This window comes from Paenibacillus sp. FSL H7-0703 (assembly GCF_038003485.1).
GTDB classification, from domain to species: domain Bacteria; phylum Bacillota; class Bacilli; order Paenibacillales; family Paenibacillaceae; genus Paenibacillus; species Paenibacillus polymyxa_B.
The window spans coordinates 3,921,840-3,943,389 of record NZ_JBBOPF010000001.1; the positions used below are offsets into that span (position 1 = coordinate 3,921,840).

At 38.4% G+C, this 21,550-nt stretch carries 18 protein-coding genes and 1 pseudogene; 18 read left to right on the plus strand and 1 reads right to left on the minus strand.

Translation table 11 applies throughout. The annotated features are described in order from the left end of the window. The first annotated feature begins 108 nt into the window (after positions 1-108). The 8 genes from MHB46_RS17260 (at position 109) to MHB46_RS17295 (ending at position 11,167) form a co-directional block, all read left to right on the plus strand. Positions 109-897, plus strand: a complete 789-nt coding sequence (locus MHB46_RS17260; RefSeq protein WP_235306448.1) for an ABC transporter permease — start codon at positions 109-111, stop codon at positions 895-897. 10 nt (positions 898-907) lie between these two features. Next, positions 908-2,215, plus strand: a complete 1,308-nt coding sequence (locus tag MHB46_RS17265) for an ABC transporter ATP-binding protein (protein ID WP_028542103.1) — start codon at positions 908-910, stop codon at positions 2,213-2,215. Positions 2,216-2,228: 13 nt separating this feature from the next. Further along, the gene (gene asnB / locus MHB46_RS17270) at positions 2,229-3,767 is read left to right on the plus strand and encodes an asparagine synthase (glutamine-hydrolyzing) (RefSeq protein WP_341162961.1); all 1,539 of its coding nucleotides are present in this window, start codon (positions 2,229-2,231) and stop codon (positions 3,765-3,767) included. Continuing rightward, positions 3,764-4,177: an adenylyltransferase/cytidyltransferase family protein gene (locus tag MHB46_RS17275; RefSeq protein ID WP_013312205.1), complete on the plus strand. Its 414-nt coding sequence runs from the start codon at positions 3,764-3,766 to the stop codon at positions 4,175-4,177. The genes asnB and MHB46_RS17275 overlap by 4 nt, the downstream gene beginning before the upstream one ends. A gap of 42 nt (positions 4,178-4,219) precedes the next feature. Beyond that, complete coding sequence (locus MHB46_RS17280; protein WP_341163763.1) at positions 4,220-8,056, plus strand: glycosyltransferase; 3,837 nt, start codon at positions 4,220-4,222, stop codon at positions 8,054-8,056. Positions 8,057-8,125: 69 nt separating this feature from the next. Next, on the plus strand, positions 8,126-9,262 hold the full coding sequence (locus MHB46_RS17285) for a hypothetical protein (RefSeq protein WP_341162962.1): 1,137 nt from the start codon (positions 8,126-8,128) through the stop codon (positions 9,260-9,262). Positions 9,263-9,275: 13 nt separating this feature from the next. After that, positions 9,276-10,004, plus strand: a complete 729-nt coding sequence (locus tag MHB46_RS17290; protein ID WP_061831721.1) for a sugar phosphate nucleotidyltransferase — start codon at positions 9,276-9,278, stop codon at positions 10,002-10,004. 59 nt (positions 10,005-10,063) lie between these two features. Further along, a complete protein-coding gene (locus MHB46_RS17295) occupies positions 10,064-11,167 on the plus strand; it encodes an acyltransferase family protein (protein WP_341162963.1) in 1,104 nt (367 codons plus the stop codon). Positions 11,168-11,226: 59 nt separating this feature from the next. On the opposite strand, the gene MHB46_RS17300 is transcribed toward MHB46_RS17295, so the two are convergent. Continuing rightward, positions 11,227-13,101: a hypothetical protein gene (locus MHB46_RS17300; RefSeq protein ID WP_341162964.1), complete on the minus strand. Its 1,875-nt coding sequence runs from the start codon at positions 13,099-13,101 to the stop codon at positions 11,227-11,229. 83 nt (positions 13,102-13,184) lie between these two features. Between MHB46_RS17300 and rfbC the strand changes: the two genes are divergently transcribed. The 10 genes and pseudogenes from rfbC (at position 13,185) to MHB46_RS17345 (ending at position 21,528) form a co-directional block, all read left to right on the plus strand. Then, positions 13,185-13,730 carry a dTDP-4-dehydrorhamnose 3,5-epimerase gene (rfbC, locus tag MHB46_RS17305; protein ID WP_069290496.1) on the plus strand — a complete coding sequence of 182 codons (546 nt, stop codon included), beginning with the start codon at positions 13,185-13,187 and terminating at the stop codon, positions 13,728-13,730. A 27-nt stretch (positions 13,731-13,757) separates the two neighbouring features. Next, positions 13,758-14,777 (plus strand): dTDP-glucose 4,6-dehydratase, encoded by a 1,020-nt coding sequence (gene rfbB, locus MHB46_RS17310; protein ID WP_341162965.1) that lies wholly within the window; start codon positions 13,758-13,760, stop codon positions 14,775-14,777. Position 14,778: 1 nt separating this feature from the next. Then, positions 14,779-15,651 (plus strand): dTDP-4-dehydrorhamnose reductase, encoded by an 873-nt coding sequence (gene rfbD / locus MHB46_RS17315; RefSeq protein WP_341162966.1) that lies wholly within the window; start codon positions 14,779-14,781, stop codon positions 15,649-15,651. A gap of 230 nt (positions 15,652-15,881) precedes the next feature. Beyond that, positions 15,882-16,097: pseudogene (locus MHB46_RS17320) on the plus strand (glycosyltransferase); the annotation flags it as partial. A 15-nt stretch (positions 16,098-16,112) separates the two neighbouring features. After that, the gene (locus tag MHB46_RS17325) at positions 16,113-16,754 is read left to right on the plus strand and encodes a hypothetical protein (protein ID WP_341162967.1); all 642 of its coding nucleotides are present in this window, start codon (positions 16,113-16,115) and stop codon (positions 16,752-16,754) included. 203 nt (positions 16,755-16,957) lie between these two features. Then, complete coding sequence (locus MHB46_RS26245) at positions 16,958-17,035, plus strand: putative holin-like toxin (RefSeq protein ID WP_354005523.1); 78 nt, start codon at positions 16,958-16,960, stop codon at positions 17,033-17,035. Positions 17,036-17,406: 371 nt separating this feature from the next. After that, entirely contained in the window at positions 17,407-18,315 is a 909-nt protein-coding gene (locus MHB46_RS17330; RefSeq protein ID WP_341162968.1) for a glycosyltransferase family 2 protein, read from the plus strand. Next, positions 18,312-19,712, plus strand: a complete 1,401-nt coding sequence (locus tag MHB46_RS17335) for an undecaprenyl-phosphate glucose phosphotransferase (protein WP_061831729.1) — start codon at positions 18,312-18,314, stop codon at positions 19,710-19,712. Before MHB46_RS17330 ends, MHB46_RS17335 begins: the two co-directional genes overlap by 4 nt. Before the next feature lie 106 nt (positions 19,713-19,818). Then, the gene (locus MHB46_RS17340; protein WP_341162969.1) at positions 19,819-20,691 is read left to right on the plus strand and encodes a phosphatidylinositol-specific phospholipase C/glycerophosphodiester phosphodiesterase family protein; all 873 of its coding nucleotides are present in this window, start codon (positions 19,819-19,821) and stop codon (positions 20,689-20,691) included. A gap of 126 nt (positions 20,692-20,817) precedes the next feature. Further along, complete coding sequence (locus MHB46_RS17345; RefSeq protein ID WP_165177558.1) at positions 20,818-21,528, plus strand: heptaprenylglyceryl phosphate synthase; 711 nt, start codon at positions 20,818-20,820, stop codon at positions 21,526-21,528. Positions 21,529-21,550: the final 22 nt, after the last annotated feature.

Sequence of the window (21,550 nt, forward strand, 5' to 3'; positions counted from 1 at the left end):
CATATCGTAGCTGTTAGAGCCATATCGCAACAAAGAACCTACCAAATTTTTACACTGTTTGATTGTAAGAGACTTACCAAACCATGTTTAAGGTCGTGACACACTCGTATGAATTTAACTGAAAACTTATCAAAAAATTTAAAGTTACTCTGGGAATTGTCTAAAAAAGATATTAAATCTAGATACCTTGGTTCGTTTATGGGGGTACTCTGGGCTTTTATACATCCTATGGTATCTATACTTGTTTATTGGGTCGTATTTCAGGTTGGTTTTAAAAATGTACCTATTGGAGATACTCCCTTTATACTTTGGTTATTAACAGGAATGGTGCCTTGGTTATTCTTTTCTGAAAGCTTAGCAACTGCAACCAATAGTATTATAGAAAACAATTATTTGGTAAAGAAGATTGTTTTCCGAGTTGGTTTGCTGCCGATGGTGAAAATTTTGTCTGCTCTTTTTGTACATGTATTTTTTATCATTGTTCTTTTCATCATGTTTAAAATCTACAATGTTGAATTTACGATTTATAACATTCAAATCCTTTATTATTTATTAGCCACGATTTTTCTTTCCTTGTCCATTTCTTACATAACAGCGACATTAGTTGTTTTTGTAAAGGATGTTGGTCAAGTTGTTGCGGTATTTATTCAGCTATTCTTTTGGCTTACGCCGATCTTTTGGAATTTAAATATTGTTGAAGATAAGTATCAGTTTTTCTTTAAACTAAATCCTGTTTTTTATATCGTCGAAGGATATCGGGATACTTTTATTGATCACAAATGGTTCTGGGAGCATCCATCAATGACGATCTACTTTTGGGCTATTGTGATTATCGCAGGTACTATAGGAATCAAAATTTTCAAGAAAATGAAATCTCATTTTGCAGATGTATTGTGAGGAGAAAATGATGAATCAAACAGAATCAGTTGCTGTGGAAGTTAATAATGTCACTAAAATATATAAAATATATGATAATCCCAATGAGCGATTAAAAGAGGCCGTTCATCCCTTTAAAAAAAAGTATCATTCTGAATTTAAGGCCATCAGTGACCTGTCCTTTTCCATAAATAAAGGACAAGCGATTGGTATTATTGGTAAAAATGGTTCTGGAAAATCGACTCTTTTAAAGATGATCACAGGCGTGATTACTCCCACCAACGGAAGCATTAAAGTGAATGGGAAAGTTGCTGCTCTTTTGGAATTGGGCGCGGGCTTTAATCCGGATTTAACAGGAATGGAAAACATATATTTGAACGGAACCCTTATGGGGTATAGCAAAATAGAGATGGATGGTAAACTTGAATCTATTGTATCCTTTGCCGATATCGGGGACTTCATTAATCAACCAGTCAAAATGTACTCCAGTGGTATGTTTGCCCGTTTAGCCTTTGCAGTAGCTATCAATGTTGATCCAGATATTTTGATTGTAGATGAGGCCTTGTCTGTTGGAGATATTTATTTTCAGGCAAAATGTATTACCAAAATGAAAGAGCTCTCCAAAAAAAGTACGGTTTTATTTGTCTCACATTCCATGGATACCATTAAAAGTTTTTGTGATACAGCGCTGCTGATTGATAAAGGACACATGGTCGAAATTGGTCCAGTGAAACGTGTAGCACAAATTTATGAAAACATTGTTAACCAGGAAATTGCAGATATGAAACGTGTTCAATCTTTGGATGTATTTGTTAATTCCGAAACAGATAAGAAGAGTTCGCTGTTGCTATTAGAAGAGGATCCTGCTTTTGCAAAACGTGCTAATGAGTTTCGTTCTGGAACGGGAGATGCGCGCTTTATAAGAGCGGACTTGTTAGTGAATGGAGAAGTTGTGAACCAGGTCCCTTTTGGCGAAATGGTTACTTTGCGTTTATTGGCACAATATTATAAAGATATAGATTCTGAGGGAACCATTGGCTACATGGTTAGAAACCATACTGGTGTCGATGTGTTTGGCATGAATATCTATAATAAAGCAAAATTAGTTCCGAAAATGCAAGCGGGAGGCATTCTGGAGGTTAACTTTAATTTCCGTAATCTGTTATCTGAAAGTGGTAAATACACCATTTCTATTGGTTTGAAGCCTAAGCCTTTTGAGCCTCTTTATTTGGATAGCGTAAGTATAGCAGCTGTTTTTGAGGTTCCTAAGCCAGAGAATAATTACGTACCAGGATTAATATTTGTAGATAACACAATAGATTTGCAAGTCATTAATTAAGGCTGGTGATAAAATGTGTGGGATTTTGTTTTCTAATGTAGCCATAAATAAAGAAGTATTTCTTAATTCTTTAAATATAATGAAACACCGGGGGCCTACGGCCCCACTTTGTGTATATCAGAGTGAAAACTTTATGCTGGGGCATAACAGATTAAGTATCTTAGATTTGGATCGGAGAAGTGATCAGCCCTTTTTCTCTGATGACGGAAGATATGTGATTATATTTAACGGAGAGATTTATAATTATAAAGAATTAGCCTCCAATTATTCAATTCGAATGAGAACAAACTCAGATACTGAACTTTTATTGAAGCTTTATATTCAATATGGTCCCCAAATGTTGAATTGGCTTAATGGAATGTTCAGTTTTATTGTTTTAGACGTCCAGCAGAAATCATTTTTTGTAGCACGAGATCGTATGGGAGTAAAACCGCTTTATTACAACAGATATGGGGAAGAGTTCATTTTCAGTTCTGAAATTGCTCCATTGCTCCCATTAGTCCACAACATTTCTATAGATCAAGAAGCCGTAAGACAATATAAAAAGATGAGATGCTTTTTTAATGATCGTACTATCTATAATGAAATAAAAGAGTTTCCACCAGGATATTATTACGAGAATGGCGAATTTATTAAATATTGGGAAATTGATTACTCTGAAAAAGAACCTCCTTCCGATGAGGAACTTGAGTTTCTAATTCGCTCTGCAGTAGAGTACCGTAAGATCGCAGATGTTGAAATTGGAAGTTACCTAAGCGGGGGATTGGACAGCACGATTATTACCGCACTTGCCAAAGTAGAGCATACTTGGACTGTTGGTTTTGAAGATTATAATGAGTTTCAGTGGTCTGAAATCGCAGCAACAAGATACAATACCATTCATCATCCGATATTGTTTGAACCTGATCACTTTTTATCATTAGCTCGAGAGCTTATAACTGTAAAAAAAGAGCCTCTGTCTGTGCCCAACGAAGTGTTACTGTATCATATGACTCAGCAAGCATCTGCTAAAAATACAGTCATATTAAGCGGAGAAGGCGCTGATGAGCTTTTCTTTGGGTATGACCGTATTTTCAGATGGGCTAGTAGCGCTACAGACTTTGATATCCGAGCCTTTAGTGAACTCTACACCTACGGATCTGAAGATGATATAGAGATTGTAGAAGACGCTTTGGCACCTTTCATGAAGTTAAAGTCACCTCAAAAAATCGTAGCTGCATTCTTCCAGCAAGCCCACTTGAGAGGGTTACTTAAAAGGCTGGATAGTGCCTCAATGTTAAATTCCGTAGAAGCAAGATCCCCTTTCTTGGACTATAGATTAATTGAAAGGCTTGCAGGTGTAAACTCTATGTACAAAATGAAGGATGGGGTTGTTAAGGCTCCTCTCAAGAGAATTTTTAAAGATATTGTCCCTGCAGAGATTGTAAACAGAAAAAAGGTGGGTTTTCCTGTTCAACTTGAAAGAGTCCTATCTTCTGAGAAAATTGAAGGGAAAACGACATTCGACAAATGGTTTAACTTCAATTTAACTACGTTAGGAGAAATCTTATGATTATCGGCTATACTTCCGGAGTCTTCGATTTATTTCATATTGGGCATTTGAATTTGTTGAGAAATGCTAAATCACTCTGTGATAAACTCATTGTTGGCGTGACAACAGATGAGTTAGTTTCATATAAGTATAAAAAAGCAGTAATTCCTTTTGAGGAAAGAATTGAGATTGTCAGAAACATCAGCTTTGTTGATACTGTAATTCCTCAGGACTCCATGGATAAATTTGAGGTTTGGCAAAAATTAAAATATGACGTAATGTTCGTTGGTGATGATTGGTTTCAAAATGAACGTTGGGACCAGTATGAGTTGCAGTTTAAGGAAGTTGGAGTGAAAATTATTTATTTTCCCTATACGAAGAGTACATCATCGACTTTACTGAATGAGACATTACTGAAATTAAGAAAATAAGTATAAGATTTTTGCCTGAAAGGAAGAGGTTTTGCAGTGAATATGAACAGATCTATAGCTTTTGTCATTCACAATCTAGTTTTATATGAAACGATTAAGCCTTTAATTGAGGAGTGTGAAAGAAAGCAGATCGTTTGTGATATTTATGTCCCTCACATTGAAGAAGAAGATTGGGGAGACATGTCCTTAGATACCTATCATTATTTGAAGAACAATGGTATAAAAGTGACTCTAACAAGCTCTGTACCTGACAAGGCATATAAAATAGCTTTTTATCCTTATCTTCCTTATTATTTGGAAGTTAAGTCCGATTATAAGTTTAGATATCAGTATGGAATGGCTAAGCCAAACTGGAATTTAGACACATGGAGTCGAAATTTCGATTTTATCTTTTGTAATGGGCTGTATGATTCCTCGGTTCTGGCAGCGTACACTCAGACTGAAATCGTAGGAATGATTAAATACGCCAAATTTCAAAGGAAGAAGCGCGAAACGGATAAATATAATTTGCTTTATTTGCCTACGTATGGGAATGAGTCGTCTATTGAGCTTGTTATGAACCATATTGAAGAAATGTCAGATACCTTTAATATGAAGGTGAAATTGCATCATGGCACTTCTTTTTTGGAGCATGATCGGGTTAGTCTAGTTAAGTCTCATATTCCTAATGTGCTTGATCACAAGGCTTCTCTTGTTCATTTAATAGAGGAAGCTGATGTGATATTGTCTGACGGCTCTGGGGCTATATTTGATGCGCTGTTTACGGACACTCCAATTGTAATATTCCAACATCCCCAAACAGAATCTTTCGAGGGGATTTTACCTTTGGAAGAACAAATAGTTCAGCAAAACATTGTTCCTTTTGTGAGCGATAACGGCAATATTAAACAAACCTTACTTAATGCAATCTTAGATGAACAACTAATACAACAAAGAAGGAAATTTACTTTAGAGATGTTTCCGGTTAAAGGAAGAGAGACGATAGATAAGTGTATGGATGTAATTAGCAGATTTCTAAAAGATGACGTGGACCATGCTTATAGAGCAGGGCATACACGCCTGAATAATGAATTTAATGAATTACAAGCTCATAATCATGCTCAAAGCCAAGAAATAGAGCAGCAAAAACAACACATTGTTGAGCATATGGATCAGATTAACACATTGATTCAAACGCGAGATCATCAGGAAAATGTAATAAGTAGCATGTCAGCAGATTTTAAATCTCTGTCTGAAAAGAAAGACGAATTAGAACAGAAATATGTTCAACTTACACAGGATTATAATAATGAAAAAAACAACTTGGATATATTAAATCATCAATATAGACAACTATTTGGTCAATATAATGAATTGAACACCCAGTTCAGTGAGTTGGAAGAATATAATGGAAGACTGTCTACAGAGATTCACAATATTTATAACTCTAAAAGGTGGAAAATGGCGAATAAACTTAAACATATCTTACACAAGTCCAAAATGATATATGTTCTTAAGGGATATAGAGTATGGAAAAGTTATGGCACCACTATCTTACTGAAAAAGATAAAATCTAAAGTGTCGCATAAGCTTAAAAGAACGAACGCGGGGGATCAGCCGATTGATCTACGCAAAGATGAAGGGAATTACAATCAGTTATTAACCTGGTATGAGTATAAATTTTACAATTATAAAGTATCTAAAGATAACTCATTTTCTCTGGAGCTTGATAAGTTCGAGATTAAATTTGAGAAGGATCTTATATCGGTCGTCCTTCCTGTATATAACGGTGAGGATTATGTATCAAAAGCTATTGATAGTATTCTGCAGCAATCTTACAAGTATTTTGAACTCATTATTATTAACGATGGTTCAAAAGACTCAACGGCAGAAATTATTGATGAGTATGCTAAAGCAGATCATCGTATCAGAGTAGTTCATCAGGAAAATCGTAAAATACCAAGAACATTATCCAGAGGTTTTAAACTAGCCAAGGGTGAATATCATACGTGGACAAGTGCAGATAATATCCTCCCTGAAAATTTCCTGGAGAAGATGGTAGCTGATCTTAAAAGTGATGAAAATATTGGTATGGTATATGCGAACATGAGGTTAATCGACTCTGCTGGTCAAGTGATTTCCAACCATGGCTGGTATGAAGAACCACAGTTCAGTGGCAATGTTATGCTGCCTAAGTCTGCATTGGAGTTAAACGTATATCCTAACAATACGATTGGTGCAGCTTTTATGTATAGGGCCAAGGTAACCCAGTTATTGGGTGACTATTCTAGTTATAAGCATACCCTTGAAGATTATGATTACTGGATGAGAGTGAACTCTCTATTTGAGCTCAAACATGTGACGTTCGATGAGCCTATATATGATTATCGCTGGCATGATAAGTCACTGACCGCTTTAGATCAAGAACTGGGCATCACCTCTAACAGATATAAACTCATGGTACTTGATGATTTTAGAAGAGATTTTTATCTGACCCCATTAGTATGGATCATTGAGGGAGATGCTACTGAAGTTGGTGAGTTTAAGAAGTATGTTCTTGCTAAAGGACATACTGTGGTTGGAAGAGATGAAGTGAATACGATTATTGGTCTTAATTTGGCAACGCCTATTTGCTATTTATATATAAGAACAGGCGAAGTCCATGATTTTGAATTTATTGATTCTAATGCTTTATCGTCTATGTATGCACTGCTTATAGATAAATCAGAGCATACAACAGATACATTTGTAGCTGACTATCCGTGGGATCTGAAAATAAAGGATAAAATGAATAATGAAACAGATAGCAATTATGACTTTTTTGCACAGGATACGGAAGTTCTGTTCTCTCTTATAAATACGAAGGTTAAGAACGATCACTTGTACCGTATTGAGGCGGTCATTGAAAGTGAACCCGCTTATAATAAGAGATTATCAGTTATTATTTGTACTTACCAGCGGAGTGAAAAGCTATCGAATGCGATTAAATCTGTCATAGAACAGTCGTTGGATAAAGCAGACTATGAAATTATCGTTGTAAATAATGATTATTTGAATGATGAGATTCATCATTTGGTTCGTGATTTCAGAGCAACCTATAATATTGACGAATCCTTCCTGCGATATATGGAGGCTCCATTAAAAGGTCTTTCCTTTGCACGTAATGTTGGTTTATTTGGGGCAGAAGGAGAGGTCATACTCTATATTGATGATGATGCTATTGCAAACTCTAACTTGCTTGAGGAAACCATCAGAGGGTTCTCAGATCGTCCCGATATCGGGGTCATGGGTGGGAATATCATACTCAATTTACATGAGGAACGGCCTGAAGTGGTTAAACCAGGTACTGAAGCATACTGGAGCCAGCTTATAGTGGAAGGCGAAGAAATTATCGATTCTAATTTTCAGTGGGAGTTCCCTTATGGAGCCAATTTTGCGGTTAGACATGCTGCGCTAATGCGAATTGGGGGCTTTAGAAGCGCCTATGGGCGTAAAGGAAACAATTACGCTGGAGGAGAAGAAATTGTTGTATCTTTTGCTATGAGAGAAATCGGCTATAAGGTTGGTCTTAATCCTAAAATGAAGGTCATTCATGATGTGGACACCTCCCGATATACTGTTGAGCATGTTAGAAAGACAATGCGAAACAGTATTTTGACTAATTACCAATTGCAAAAGGATCTGTATGCGCCGATGGAATCGGATATTGAGGCAGATAAGAATCACCTCGAAATTGTTAAAGCTGAATTAGATCATTTGCAGAAGATTCCGACTAAAAATCGAGACGTTGAAATTGATATTCTGTATAAACAATACACAGTTGAAGCGTATGAAGAATTAATACAAATGAAGGAAAACGATATAAATTCCCGAAAACAGTTGGCAAGAGCATATAGATAATTAATAAAACTTTAAAGGCGCCTCTTTTATAAAAAATAAGGGGCGCCTTTATTAGTATGGAGCGGTTAAATGAAAATTTTATATTTCTCTCCAATCTATTGGAATGATTTAAAACAACGTCCGCAACATTTGGCCGAAGAGCTTGCTAAAATGCCGGGGGTTCAGATCACCTTTGTAGAACCCTCCATTAGCATACTTAATAGTATTGTAAGGCAGAACTCAGATTATAAGAGAAGAAATCAAGTCATTAATGATAGTCTTCAAATATTCAGGCCTTCGGGCAGTCTGAGATTCCCTAGAAGCTTTGAAAGCTTAGACATATTCCATTTGAATCAATGGTTTGAAAAAAGACAGTTGAAAGATCTAGTTTCCAGTGCAGATATCATTTGGTTAGGAAGTCCAGTCTTTTATCCTCTTATTAAATCAAATAATAATAAGAAGATTGTGTTTGATCGAATGGACGACTATGTATTTCTAACTAACAATGCATTAATGAAGAAATTACTCGAAAAGTGGGAACTTGAATTACTTGCCAAGGCGGATCTGGTTATTTCTACAAGTAATCATTTGCATAAGCATTCTCAAACATTGTGTAGACAATCTTATTTAGTGAAAAATGCTGTGGATACAGCTATACTAAACATAAATGTAGATAGCTTGGTTGCTGATGAAATGAGACGTTTAAAGCAAGAGGGCTACTATATTTTTGGCTATGTGGGAGCGATTGACCACTGGTTTGATGTAGAAGCGGTTAAGGCTATTACTGATTTTGATGAGAAATTTGTTGTATGTTTGGTTGGGAGAAATAACCTGAATTATAATTTTGAACAGTATAATAGGATTAAATATTATGAGACTGTTCCTAAATCAGAAATTGGTGCAATTATTGATGCTTTTGATATTTGTTTATACCCCTTTTTGAGGAATTCGGATAGAATTGATACGATCAATCCAGTAAAAGTTTATGAGTATTTGAGTTTTAATAAAGTGATATTAGCGGTGGATAGCGAAGAAACAAGGCTCTTAAATCAGGAAGGGATTTATCTATATCATAGTTTAGAGGAAATAAGAAAATGTCTAATGGATATAGATACCCTACAACGCCCTTTTTATGATCAAGAGCAACTGGAAAACTTCGTAGTCCATAATAATTGGGAAGCTCGTGCAAAAACCATTATGGGGCTGCTTATAAAAGAGCTTCAATAGGAGGAACTTAGATATGAAAGGGATTATATTAGCTGGAGGGACTGGATCTAGATTATACCCCCTTACTAAAGTTACAAACAAACATTTGTTGCCGATTGGTAAATATCCGATGATATATTACTCTATTGATAAACTCAAAAAGGCGAATATAAATGATATTTTAATCGTTACTGGAAAAGAACATATGGGAGATGTGGTCAATCTCTTAGGAAGTGGTGTCGACCTTGGAGTTACTCTGACTTACAAAGTGCAAGATGAAGCCGGGGGGATTGCACAGGCTTTGCTTTTAGCTGAGCATTTTGTTGGCAATGACAAGATGGTTGTTATTTTGGGGGACAACGTTTTTAAAGATGATATATCATCGTTTGTTGAAAAATTCAAACTTCAAGAATCAGGAGCGAAATTATTACTTCATAAAGTGCCTGATGCTAATCGCTATGGAGTACCAGAACTACAAGGCGATAACATTGTAAATATTGAAGAAAAGCCAGAGGTTCCTAAGAGTGATTATGCAGTTACGGGCATTTATATGTTCAATCACTCTGTATTCAATATCATCAAGACCTTGACTCCTTCAGCAAGAGGAGAATATGAAATAACAGATGTTAATAACGCTTATATTCAACGAAATCAACTTACATTTGATATTTTAGAGAACTGGTGGACTGATGCGGGAACACATAGTTCTTTGATGCTTGCTAACAAATTAGTAAGTGAAATGGGTTATGAGCTGTTTTCTTAGTATTATCATAGAACTAAAGATACCTTATGCTAAATAATTAAGAAAGCGAGTCTATTTAAATGCAAATTGTAAAAGCTCTTCCAACTAGAATAAAGTGGGTGGATGTACTAAAGGGATTGGCGATTATTTTTTTAGTATTCTCACATTTGGTGCCCCATGGTTTTAAAGGTAATGAAATGATGGATAAGAGCTTTATTATAGGCTATTTTTATTCCTTCCATATGCCTCTTTTCTTTTTTGCTTCTGGGTTTACTTCTAATTTTCAGAAGTATAAGTTTAGTAGTTTTTTGTGGTCTAAAATCAAAACAATCCTTTTACCATATACGACTCTGTATATATGCTCACTACTGTATTTTGGTTGGATGCATTGGATGGGGATTGTCGGAACGCTCGATCCAATGGTTGTTATTGAAACTTTTTTATATGCAGATGGAGATCACTTAGGTATTCTAAACATGTCTCTTTGGTTTCTACCTTGTCTCTTCTTAGCCCAGATCATTTCGTACTTGGTCTTGAAAATTTCGTCCAAAAGAAGTTATATGTATATATTTTGGATATTGCTAACCATACTTGGTGCATTCTTAAGCAAGCTTGACACACATGCACTTCCTTGGTCATTTGGCACGTCAATTAATGCAGCCTCTTTAATTATTTGTGGTTATATATTCAAATTGAATGAACAATATTTTATTGAAAAAATTAGAATTAACAAACCATATTTTGCTTACGCAGCGGGATTTCTGGGTCTTTTATTATTTTTAATAAATGATAAACCAGGCATGTCAGGAAATTACTATGGACATAATTTTGTATTATTTTATCTGTCGGTATTGGCTAGTTTAATATTTTATATATACTTATCCAAAAAAATTGAGTCATCTAGTTTACTGTCCTATTTTGGTAAAAACTCTTTAATTATATTTGGTCTGCATGGATTAATACTTAGCTTCTGGGAGAATGTGAATTTTTACGAGAAGTTTTCTGTTACAACAAATATGTATTTAGATGGAATTTCATTTGTTGTTATTTCTACCTTGCTTGTCTTCTTAAGTTGTATTCTTTTTATTGAACTATTTAATAGATTCTTACCTTTCCTGATTGGCAAAAAATTTAGTTCTGGTAGTTCTAATAAAACAGCAACAATTGCCAGTAAGATTGTTTAACGATTAGCCCTCGAATAAAAATCGAGGGCTTTTTTGTATGCATCGACATCTGTATTGAATTAGAAAAGATCTGGATTATCAGGGTATATTTTTTTGAATTGTGAACGTATTAGTTCAACTTTTTCCTTCGTGATGGATGATGTCTTTTTCAAGACTATGGCTTTAACGTTATTATCAAGGGCATAGCTCTTTAAAGGTTTATAATTATTTTTAAGAGATCCGTTCATAACCTCTTCTGCGAGTATACCTACAACTTTTTGACCACTTTCACCTAAATGGTATTGTGTAGGTAATGCGATCACGACATAATCGGACTCAAAAAACGACACTGGAAAACCATCTCTTAAATCAACGTGATGGGTCAGATTCATAAATGGAAGAGCGTTGCTATTGTCAGGCATTTCAATCTGTCTGAGTATGTCATCATTAAGAATTCCAGAGCTAGACAGAACATATACTTTATGCTGCTCTGATGAGATTTCCTTAAGATAAGTCGTTAATTGTTTTAAAACAGGTATATCTGTTCTTACTCTAGGTGTTTGTTTAAAGTCACTGAATAAAGAAGAAAAATAGGTAACAGGACGTGCATTTACATTAGTGAACGTTACCAAGAAATTACAAGCGACTAAATAAACTAGAATAACTAAGAAAACATTTTTTGCATATTTTATCTTGGACAAATAGTTTAGAATAAGAATAACGCCACAAATAAATAAAATTAATACGTTCACGGTAAGAAGATAATAATGCTGAGAAGCTAAGCTTTGAATTCTTGTAAAAAGAAAGTACGTAATAAACAAGTTTGTAACTAGAAAGATTGATATATACCTAGTTTTACTAATAAATAACAAGCCTATGCAACCAACAAGAGCTATCAGAAAAATGAAGGCACCATAATGATAAAATAAATTCTGTAAGTTACTTAAGACGTCACCAAAATAATAAGCTGAGTAGGCGTTTTTAAAGTTATTGGTTAGGGCTCTTTGAATAAATTCATTGAAGAATATAATAAGAAATAATGCACTTGAAGATCCTATAATGAAAAAATTTAAAATAACCTGCAAGAGCTGCTTGAAGCGAAACTCTTTTTCTAGAATCCATTTGAGCAAAAAAGCGATACTGATCGAGCCAAAAAGAGATACGATCCAAAACCCATACCATCTTCTTGTGAATGTTAGTAATACCAAGCAAGCAGCTAAGAGTAAAACTGCTTTTAAATTTAAGCGTTCAAAGTCATTATTAAATAAGATAACAAGCGACAAGCAAATAAAAATAAGTCCTATAGAATCCAGATATCCACCTAACATAGGAGCTATCATAATTGGAAAGGTAAATGTAAGTACAAAGATCATGAAAATGTTCAATTTTGTGTTTAACTGGATTTGATCAGCAATCTTGATACATAATAAGAAAAGTATTAAACAAGAAGGATACAAGAAGCAGGTATAGATTGCCAAGACATAGCTCATGTAGCTTGTACCTAAGAACTTTAATGGTAAAGAGAGAAAGATTGTTGGGAAAACGGAATAATCATCTCTTAAAATGCTTGCATAGATTTGTTTAGAAGCTGCTATAAAATCTGTACTTAAAAGGTTATTAAATTGTATGGATGTATTCCAATAGGCTGAAAAGTCCCAATAATAAATGAAATGTTCCCTTTGAAGGAAGGCGTAAATGAATATTATTCCAACTAGATAACCGCCAAAAGCTAGGTACTGCACCATTATTTCTTTCTTGGCATATGTTAAGATACCACTAATGTGTAAAATGTATGTAGCACCTATGACAAACGACTGTGCAATATTTAGACCGAATAATATGGAAATATAGTAAGAATCGACTTTAAACAGTATTAGAATCGGGATAAGTAGCCACGTCAAAACCAAATAGGACCAAACAAAATTTTTATTAACTCTCGATAAATTCAAAAGCATATTCCCTCCCAATATAGTGTGCTTATTAATTTTATAGTAATCATAAATGAAAGTATATACTCAAGATGTTGGAGGTTTCGTGAATGATAATAAAGGAAGTACTTTCAGGTGCAAAAATCATTGAACCCGTGGTTCATGGTGATCACCGTGGTTTTTTTATGGAAAGTTACAATGAACAGATCATGAAAGAAAACGGAATAGACCATGCTTTTATTCAAGATAACCAATCCTTGTCTGCAGAAGCTGGTGTGATTCGTGGTTTGCATTATCAGCTTAATCCTAAAGCACAGACCAAACTCATTCGTGTGCTTTCTGGAGCTATCTACGATGTGATTTTGGATATTCGTAAAAGTTCTCCAACATTCGGTCAATGGGTCGGGGTAATCTTGAGTGAACATAATAGACGTCAGCTACTGGTGCCTAAGGGTTTTGCTCATGGGTTCTGTACGCTTGTTCCTAACACTCAAGTGCTGTATAAGGTAGACGAGTATTATTCACCTGAAAATGATCGTGGAATTCTGTGGAATGATCCAGCACTAGGGATTGATTGGCCAACTTCTCATGCTATTCTTTCAGAGAAGGATCAGAAGCATCCGGCACTGGCCGACGCTGACATTAATTTTGATTAGAGGAATAATAAGATTTAGGAGGTCAGTATGAAACTTCTTGTCACCGGCGGGGCCGGATTTATAGGCAGTAACTTTGTATTGTATATGTTAAAACAGCATCCAGATTATGAAATTGTAAATATAGATGCTCTTACCTATGCAGGTAACCTGGAAAATTTGAAATCCATTGAAAATAACCCCAAGTATAGCTTCATCAAAGCAGATATTACCGACGCACAAGCGATTGACCAGCTGATGCAGCAGAGGATTGATGTGGTGGTTAATTTTGCAGCGGAGTCACATGTGGATCGGAGTATTCTGGAACCGGAAGTGTTTGTGAAAACAAACGTATTGGGTACGCAAGTGCTACTGGACGCGGCCAAGAAATATAACGTGACCAAGTTTGTACAGGTATCAACAGATGAGGTGTATGGATCTTTGGGAGAAACAGGCTTGTTTACGGAGGAAACTCCGTTGCAGCCTAATAGTCCTTATTCTGCATCCAAGGCAGGCGGCGATCTGCTAGTTCGTGCATATCATGAAACCTTCGGTTTACCAGTGAACATCACGCGTTGTTCTAACAACTACGGTCCATATCAGTTTCCTGAAAAATTGATCCCGCTAATGATTTCACGTGCATTGAGCGACCAACAGCTACCTGTATACGGGGATGGCTTGAACATTCGCGACTGGTTGTATGTAGAGGATCATTGCAGCGCAATTGATCTAGTCATTCATCAGGGTAAACTGGGTGAAGTATACAATATCGGGGGGAATAACGAGCGGACAAATGTGCATATCGTCAAAACAGTATTAGAGGAGCTGGGCAAGCCGGAATCTCTGATTTCGTATGTGCAGGATCGTCCAGGACATGACCGCCGTTATGGCATTGATCCAACGAAGACCATGAATGAGCTGGGCTGGAAGCCAAAGCACTCTTTTGAAACAGGCATTAAAGAAACAATTCGCTGGTATTTAGACAACGAAGAATGGTGGACTCGTATTCAATCCGGCGAATACCAACAATACTATGCTAAACAGTACGGTTCCCGCTTGGGGGATGCGTAAAATGAAGGTGCTGGTTACTGGAGCATCCGGTCAACTTGGTAAAGATGTAGTAAACGTTTTTCAGGGCCAAGGACATGATGTTCTTGGATACGATCGGGAACAGCTGGATATCACGGATTTGGAGCAGGCTGTGAAGATCGTGGAACAGTACCAACCTGATGCCGTAATCCACTGTGCAGCGTATACGGCTGTGGATGCAGCGGAGACTGATGTAGACGGGGCTTATCAAGTCAACGCGGCAGGTACACGTAATATGGCAATGGCTGCGGAAAAGGTTGGAGCCAAGCTGGTTTATATCAGCACAGATTATGTGTTCGATGGAACGGCAAAACAGCCATACCATGAGTACGATAATACCAATCCGCAGAGTATCTACGGAAAGTCCAAACGGGCGGGGGAGGTATTGACCCAAACACTTTCCTCTAGGTATTTTATTGTTCGTACATCTTGGGTATATGGATTGTACGGGAACAATTTTGTTAAAACGATGCTGAAGCTTGGACAGGAGAAGCCGCTTCTCCAGGTAGTGAATGATCAGAAGGGTTCACCTACCTATACGGTGGATCTGGCACGCTTTTTGGCTGAATTGATTCAAACGGAGAAGTACGGCGTATACCATGCATCCAATAGCGGCTCCTGTACCTGGTATGAATTTACGCAAGCTATTTTACAGGATGCGGCGGAAATATTAGATGCCAAGATCACAGCGAAATTGGAACCATGCAGCACAGAGCAATTCCCCAGACCTGCAGCGCGGCCACGTAACTCTGTTATGGAGCATATAGCGATCCGAACCAATGGATTGAATGATTTACGCGACTGGCGTGAGGGATTGCGTGATTTTTTGCAGGAGTGTCTTAGTACATCCGAGTAAATAAAACCTTATTATAAATATCAACAATCTCCCATCAGTTCATGATTGGGAGATTTTATTATATTAAGGCCTATGTTGATTAAGGACGATGAGCATTATAATGTATAAGCAGATGCAACATATTGTCCCTCTATTGCACATTTTAAAAGAAGGAGGTCATTACTCTGAACAGACCTAACGTACAAATTTTATTATCTACATATAACGGAGCAGCTTACTTAGATGAGCAGATAGAAAGTCTCATCAATCAAAAAGACGTAGAAATTCAGATTCTAATTCGTGATGATGGCTCGACAGATGATACGGTTGCCAAGTTGAGCGCGCTGAAGCAACGTTATCCTCAACAGATTTTTTTATGCCTTGAGAGCAATGTAGGGGTTATTAAAAGCTTTTTTGATCTGATTCAAAGATCGTCTGAGACATTCGACTATTACGCTTTTTGTGATCAGGATGATGTGTGGATGCCGAATAAACTTGCTCAGGCTGTGGCTCATCTCAGGGAGCAGGATGGGAGCCGACCGCTGATGTACTGTTCTGCTACTCAAATGGTCTCTCAAACATTGGAACCACTCAAAGTATGGCCAGCTGACATCCCCCGACCTGTATCCTTCTATAATGCTCTTATTGAGAATGTATGTGTAGGTTGTACCATGGTGATCAATAAAGAAACACTTCAGCTCGTGAAAAAGAGAATCCCAGATTCTTTGGATAAACTTATTATGCATGACTGGTGGATTTACTTATGCACTTCCTCTTTTGGTAAGGTTGTTTTTGACCCCGAGCCGTACATTTGGTATCGGCAGCATCAAAACAATGTGCTGGGAGGTTCTACGGATGGCTGGGTTAGCAAGTGGAGGAAAAGACTAAGTAGATTTGCAAAAGGAAAAAATCGCTATATTTTAAGCAAACAAGCCCAGCAATTTATTCAACTTTATGGACAAGACATGTCTCCTCAAATGTATAAAGATATGGATCAATTCCTGGACAGCTACCAAAAGGGTGTGTTTTCTCGTATGAAATATATTTGGCAGTCTCCATTTTACAGGCAGTCACGGTTGGACAACTGGATTTATAAGTTGGTTTTTGTATTGAGGAAGTTATAGAGGTATGGAAAGAAAAAATATTGAAACTTTTTTCCATATATAAGCGTCAAATAGTCAAAGGTGCAAACGAATACTAGATAAAATACCATCGAATGCGTGTTCCTTTATGGAAAAATATAGTATAATTGAAACGTGCAACCGATAGAGCTGCCAAGAAGAGCGGTCGGCTAACTCTCCCGAGGAGGGGGGTGAAGCCTGTGACAGTGTTTGAGGCGCTCAGTTTAATGCTGACGTTCGGGGCGTTAATCGTCACACTGTTAGAGTTTAACAAACGAAAATAGACCGCCCCCGCAAGGAAGGGTCTATTTTCGGCCTGATTGTTCCAAAACCGTCCGCTCTTGGAGCGTTGGTTGCGCAGGGGCTGGCTGGCACCAGCCCTTTTTCCATGTATATCTTACCACGATGAATTTTAGACCTCAACCGAGGATTTTACAAAAATCTAATAAACGACTTCCAATGAACAATATATAGATCGAAATGGTTTCGTTTGTCTATATTTGCACTTTGGAGCGACTGGAATCGAATTTTTTGAAATTCTACTAACTATGTAAGGCTACAAGTTATGTGCTTTTTTGCGCCCCGTGGTCTGCGCGGTATGCTATAATAGGCGATAGTAGAATAGATTACTGAATTTGTCAGGAGCGTTTTAAATATGGATGTAAGCATACTGGTCGTCAACTATAATACATGTCAATTGACGCTGGATTGTTTGCAATCGGTGTATGCGTCAAAGTCGCAGTACCGATATGAAGTGATTGTGATTGATAATCACTCTAGTGACGGATCTGTTGAGGCTATTCGTGCTGCATACCCGGAGATTACGTTGATAGCCAATAAGAATAATACAGGTTTTGCCAAGGCGAACAACCAGGGGATGGAAGTAGCCAGCGGGCGTTATGTATTGTTATTGAACTCCGATACGTTGGTGCAACCGGACACGCTGGATACAATGATTCAGTTTATGGATACGCATCCGGAGATGGGAGCATCGGGCTGTAAGGTCATCTTGCCAGATGGCTCGCTAGATAAGGCTTGTAAGCGTGGCTTTCCAACGCCGTCAGCTTCTTTTTACTACGCTTTCGGCTGGTCGAAGCGTTACCCGGATAACCCGAAGTACAATCAATATCAGCTTGGGCATCTAAGCCCGGACGATGAGTATCCTGTAGATGTACTGGTAGGTGCTTTTATGCTGGTGCGCCGGGAGACAATTGACCAAGTCGGGGGGTTGGACGAAACCTTTTTTATGTATGGTGAGGATATTGATTGGTGTTACCGGATTAAGCAAGCCGGGTGGGGCATTTACTACTACCCGCGCACATATATTATTCATATCAAAGGGGGCAGCGCTCGCCGTCGTCCTTTGAAAATTATTTATGAGTTTCATAGAGCTATGTGGGTATTTCATCGTAAGCATTATAAACAGCAATACAGTTGGATCACCAATATGGCTGTATATGCGGGAATTATCGTAAAATTTGGAATGGCCTTTCTGAAAAATAAGTTGTCCGCACCGGTCAAGCCGGACAGCGGGGAACAATCTCGTACTGAGGTGAAAGCATGATACGCAGAAATCAGCGTTTTTTAACCCAATTATATATTGTGGCGGATTTCGCGGTCATTCAGTTGTCCTTTCTGATCGCTTGGTTTTTCAAATTTGAAAGTGAATGGATCACCTATAAAGAACCGCTTCCTATTCAAGTATATGGAGGCTGGAGCTTAATCTACGGCCTGATTGCCGTAGTGCTGGGGATGTTATTCTCGCTCTATTCGCCCAAACGCAAAAAACGATTTGCAGATGACGTATTCCGCGTCACCCAAATTCATATTGTTGGCCTGTTCGTGCTGTTGAGTGTGATGTTCTTCGTGAAGCAAATCGACATTTCGCGGTCCTATCTAGCGATCTATATGGTTGGGAATGTGCTGCTTATTTTGTTTTACCGGTTCTTTTTGAAGCAAGTTCTTAAAGCTCTCCGTCAAAAAGGGTACAACAAGCAGTTCATGCTTATTCTCGGGGCGGGTACTCTAGGCCAACGATTTTATCATAATCTTGGACAGTATCCTGATCTAGGATACGAGGTAGTGGGTTTTCTGGATGATAAGCGGCATTGGAGTGAAGAGGAAGCGGCGCATTTCCGCCCGATTCTTGGAGGCTTAGATCAATTGGAGGCTACGCTGTCGCGTCTGATGATTGACGAGGTCATTCTGGCGCTTCCGCTGGATGCCCATGATAAGTACCCCAAGATTATCAACATGTGTGAAAAGGCTGGAGTACGCACGCTTATAATCCCTGACTTTTTTGATTATTTGCCGGCTCGTCCGTACTTTGATAACTTTGCAGGTATGCCGATGATTAATGTACGGGATATTCCACTGGATGTGGCGGGGAATCGATTGTTTAAGCGTCTATTCGATATTTTATTCTCTTTATTCGCGATTCTTCTGACGTCTCCGATCATGCTGGCAGTGGCGATTGGTGTAATGATCACATCCAGAGGGCCCATCATTTTTAAGCAGGAGCGGGTGGGCTTGAATCGTCGCACCTTCCGAATGTACAAATTTCGTTCGATGAAGGTGCTGCCTCCTGGAACTGAAGATACGGGCTGGACGACTGCTAATGACCCAAGACGCACACGTTTTGGTACTTTTATTCGTAAAACGAGTCTCGACGAGCTGCCTCAATTTTTCAACGTTCTGCTGGGTGATATGAGTGTCGTTGGTCCACGCCCAGAACGCCCCTATTATGTGGATCAGTTCCGTGAGGAAATTCCAAAATACATGGTGAAGCATCATGTTCGTCCTGGAATCACAGGCTGGGCACAGAGCAACGGGTTGCGTGGAGATACATCTATTGAGGAACGGATTAAGCATGACATCTTCTATATTGAGAACTGGTCGCTCTTATTCGATATTAAAATTATTTTCCGCACGATTCGCAACGGTTTCAAGAACGCGTATTAATACAGAAGCACCCTTCGGTTTAGCCGGAGGGTGCTTTTGCGTCTGGCAGTTGTTTTGAGCATGCGTATGTGGGGTATTGACCTGTACGAAAAGGATGTGACACCCCATGAAACGATTGATTGTTGCGGTTATTCTTTTAATGTTAATCGGCACATTTTTACTGGCATACAAAGGAAAATCTACAGAAGAACATACTGGCTTTACCGCGCACCGTGTGATTTCGCATGCCATGGGAGCCGTTGATGGTTTGGCCTATACTAATGCGCGTGAAGCGTTTGTGGAAAATTATAAAAAAGGCAGCCGCGTATTCGAGGTCGACCTGATGTTTACATCGGATGGACAATTGGTGGCGCGCCATGAATGGACAGAATCTTTTACAGAGCAAATGCAACAGGAACATGCAGTTGCTACGGAACAGGGCGGAAAACCTTGGAGCTATCATCAATTCAAGAACACCCCCATACACGGTTCCTATACCCCAGTAGATTGGAAGGATGTATTGGATTTATTGGAAACATACCCGGATGCTTATATTGTGACCGATACGAAAGAACAGGACCCTGTCCAAATCAAACAGTTGTTTGCGCAACTGACCCGTCAGGCACAGGAGAAAAATCCCGAGCTTTTGTCCCGTATAGTTCCTCAAATTTATAATGAAGAAATGTTGCGAACGTTACGAAGTATTTATCCTTACCCATCCATTATTTATACGCTCTATGCCACAGAAGATAAGGACGACCAGATCATCCGATTTGTACAACAAAATGATATAACGGCAGTAACTTTACCAGAGAATCGGGTGAGTGGAGCTTTAGTGGAAAGTTTGCGTCAGGCAGGGGCGGTGTGCTACGTAAATACCATTAATGAGTTGAAGGATGCGGCTGAGTATGAACAGATGGGTGTACGAGGTTTCTATACCGATGTTTTAACGGAAAAAGAACTTAGTGAACGCAGTTGGTTGTATGCGTTACGACCATGAGTTGTCTGAACGGGGTGTTCCCATTTGATACGAACATTGACACCTTTTAAGCACTATCATAGACTTAGCATAGAACGCTTTTGGATATTGGAATTCGGCTCGCCTGGATCATGACAAAAGCAATGAATGCTGGAGGAATGTGTGTTGGCAGATTCAATTCAATCATGGAGGCATGTGTTTAAGCTTGATCCTGACAAGGAACTGGATGATGGTGCGCTTGACGCCGTGTGTATGTCTGGTACGGATGCGATTATGGTAGGAGGTTCCTCAGGTATTACCTATGAAAATACGGTGGATTTGCTGTCACGAGTTCGGCGTTATGAGGTGCCGTGTGTGCTTGAGGTGTCCGATCTGGAGGCTGTTGTGCCGGGGTTTGATCTATATATGATTCCCATGGTACTAAATACCACTGACAGTAATTGGATTCTAGGGCAGCACCAACGTGCGATTGAGCAGTTTGGTTATATGATCCCTTGGGATTTGCTTGTGACGGAAGGATATATTGTTTTGAACGGTGGTTCCACAGTTGCTAAGCTTACCGGAGCAGATACTTCGCTGGGTGCTACATCAGCCGCCTCATATGCACAGATTGCTGACAAGCTCATGCATCTACCGATTGTATATGTGGAATATAGCGGTGCTTTTGGAGATATGGAGCTGGTGCAGAAAATACATCGCAGTACGGAGCGCTCTCGTGTCTTATACGGGGGAGGTATCGTGGATAAATCTACCGCGTTACAAGCGGCTGCCGTTTGTGACACCATTGTAGTAGGAAACATCATTTATCGTGACTTGGCGAAAGCGCTGGAGACGGTAGCCGTGAAATTGGAAGTATAGAACGTGAATTTATGGAAGCTCA

Excerpts from the sequence above, each read along its gene's own strand:
- MHB46_RS17280 (WP_341163763.1), top strand. The coding sequence starts at position 4,220 with ATGAACAGATCTATAGCTTTTGTCATTCACAATCTAGTTTTATATGAA.
- asnB (WP_341162961.1), top strand. The coding sequence starts at position 2,229 with ATGTGTGGGATTTTGTTTTCTAATGTAGCCATAAATAAAGAAGTATTT.
- MHB46_RS17345 (WP_165177558.1), top strand. The coding sequence starts at position 20,818 with ATGCTGGAGGAATGTGTGTTGGCAGATTCAATTCAATCATGGAGGCAT.
- MHB46_RS17260 (WP_235306448.1), top strand. The coding sequence starts at position 109 with ATGAATTTAACTGAAAACTTATCAAAAAATTTAAAGTTACTCTGGGAA.
- MHB46_RS17325 (WP_341162967.1), top strand. The coding sequence starts at position 16,113 with ATGCCGAATAAACTTGCTCAGGCTGTGGCTCATCTCAGGGAGCAGGAT.
- MHB46_RS17300 (WP_341162964.1), bottom strand. The coding sequence starts at position 13,101 with ATGCTTTTGAATTTATCGAGAGTTAATAAAAATTTTGTTTGGTCCTAT.
- MHB46_RS17285 (WP_341162962.1), top strand. The coding sequence starts at position 8,126 with ATGAAAATTTTATATTTCTCTCCAATCTATTGGAATGATTTAAAACAA.
- rfbC (WP_069290496.1), top strand. The coding sequence starts at position 13,185 with ATGATAATAAAGGAAGTACTTTCAGGTGCAAAAATCATTGAACCCGTG.
- rfbD (WP_341162966.1), top strand. The coding sequence starts at position 14,779 with ATGAAGGTGCTGGTTACTGGAGCATCCGGTCAACTTGGTAAAGATGTA.
- rfbB (WP_341162965.1), top strand. The coding sequence starts at position 13,758 with ATGAAACTTCTTGTCACCGGCGGGGCCGGATTTATAGGCAGTAACTTT.
- MHB46_RS17290 (WP_061831721.1), top strand. The coding sequence starts at position 9,276 with ATGAAAGGGATTATATTAGCTGGAGGGACTGGATCTAGATTATACCCC.
- MHB46_RS17275 (WP_013312205.1), top strand. The coding sequence starts at position 3,764 with ATGATTATCGGCTATACTTCCGGAGTCTTCGATTTATTTCATATTGGG.
- MHB46_RS17330 (WP_341162968.1), top strand. The coding sequence starts at position 17,407 with ATGGATGTAAGCATACTGGTCGTCAACTATAATACATGTCAATTGACG.
- MHB46_RS17265 (WP_028542103.1), top strand. The coding sequence starts at position 908 with ATGAATCAAACAGAATCAGTTGCTGTGGAAGTTAATAATGTCACTAAA.
- MHB46_RS17340 (WP_341162969.1), top strand. The coding sequence starts at position 19,819 with ATGAAACGATTGATTGTTGCGGTTATTCTTTTAATGTTAATCGGCACA.
- MHB46_RS17335 (WP_061831729.1), top strand. The coding sequence starts at position 18,312 with ATGATACGCAGAAATCAGCGTTTTTTAACCCAATTATATATTGTGGCG.
- MHB46_RS17295 (WP_341162963.1), top strand. The coding sequence starts at position 10,064 with ATGCAAATTGTAAAAGCTCTTCCAACTAGAATAAAGTGGGTGGATGTA.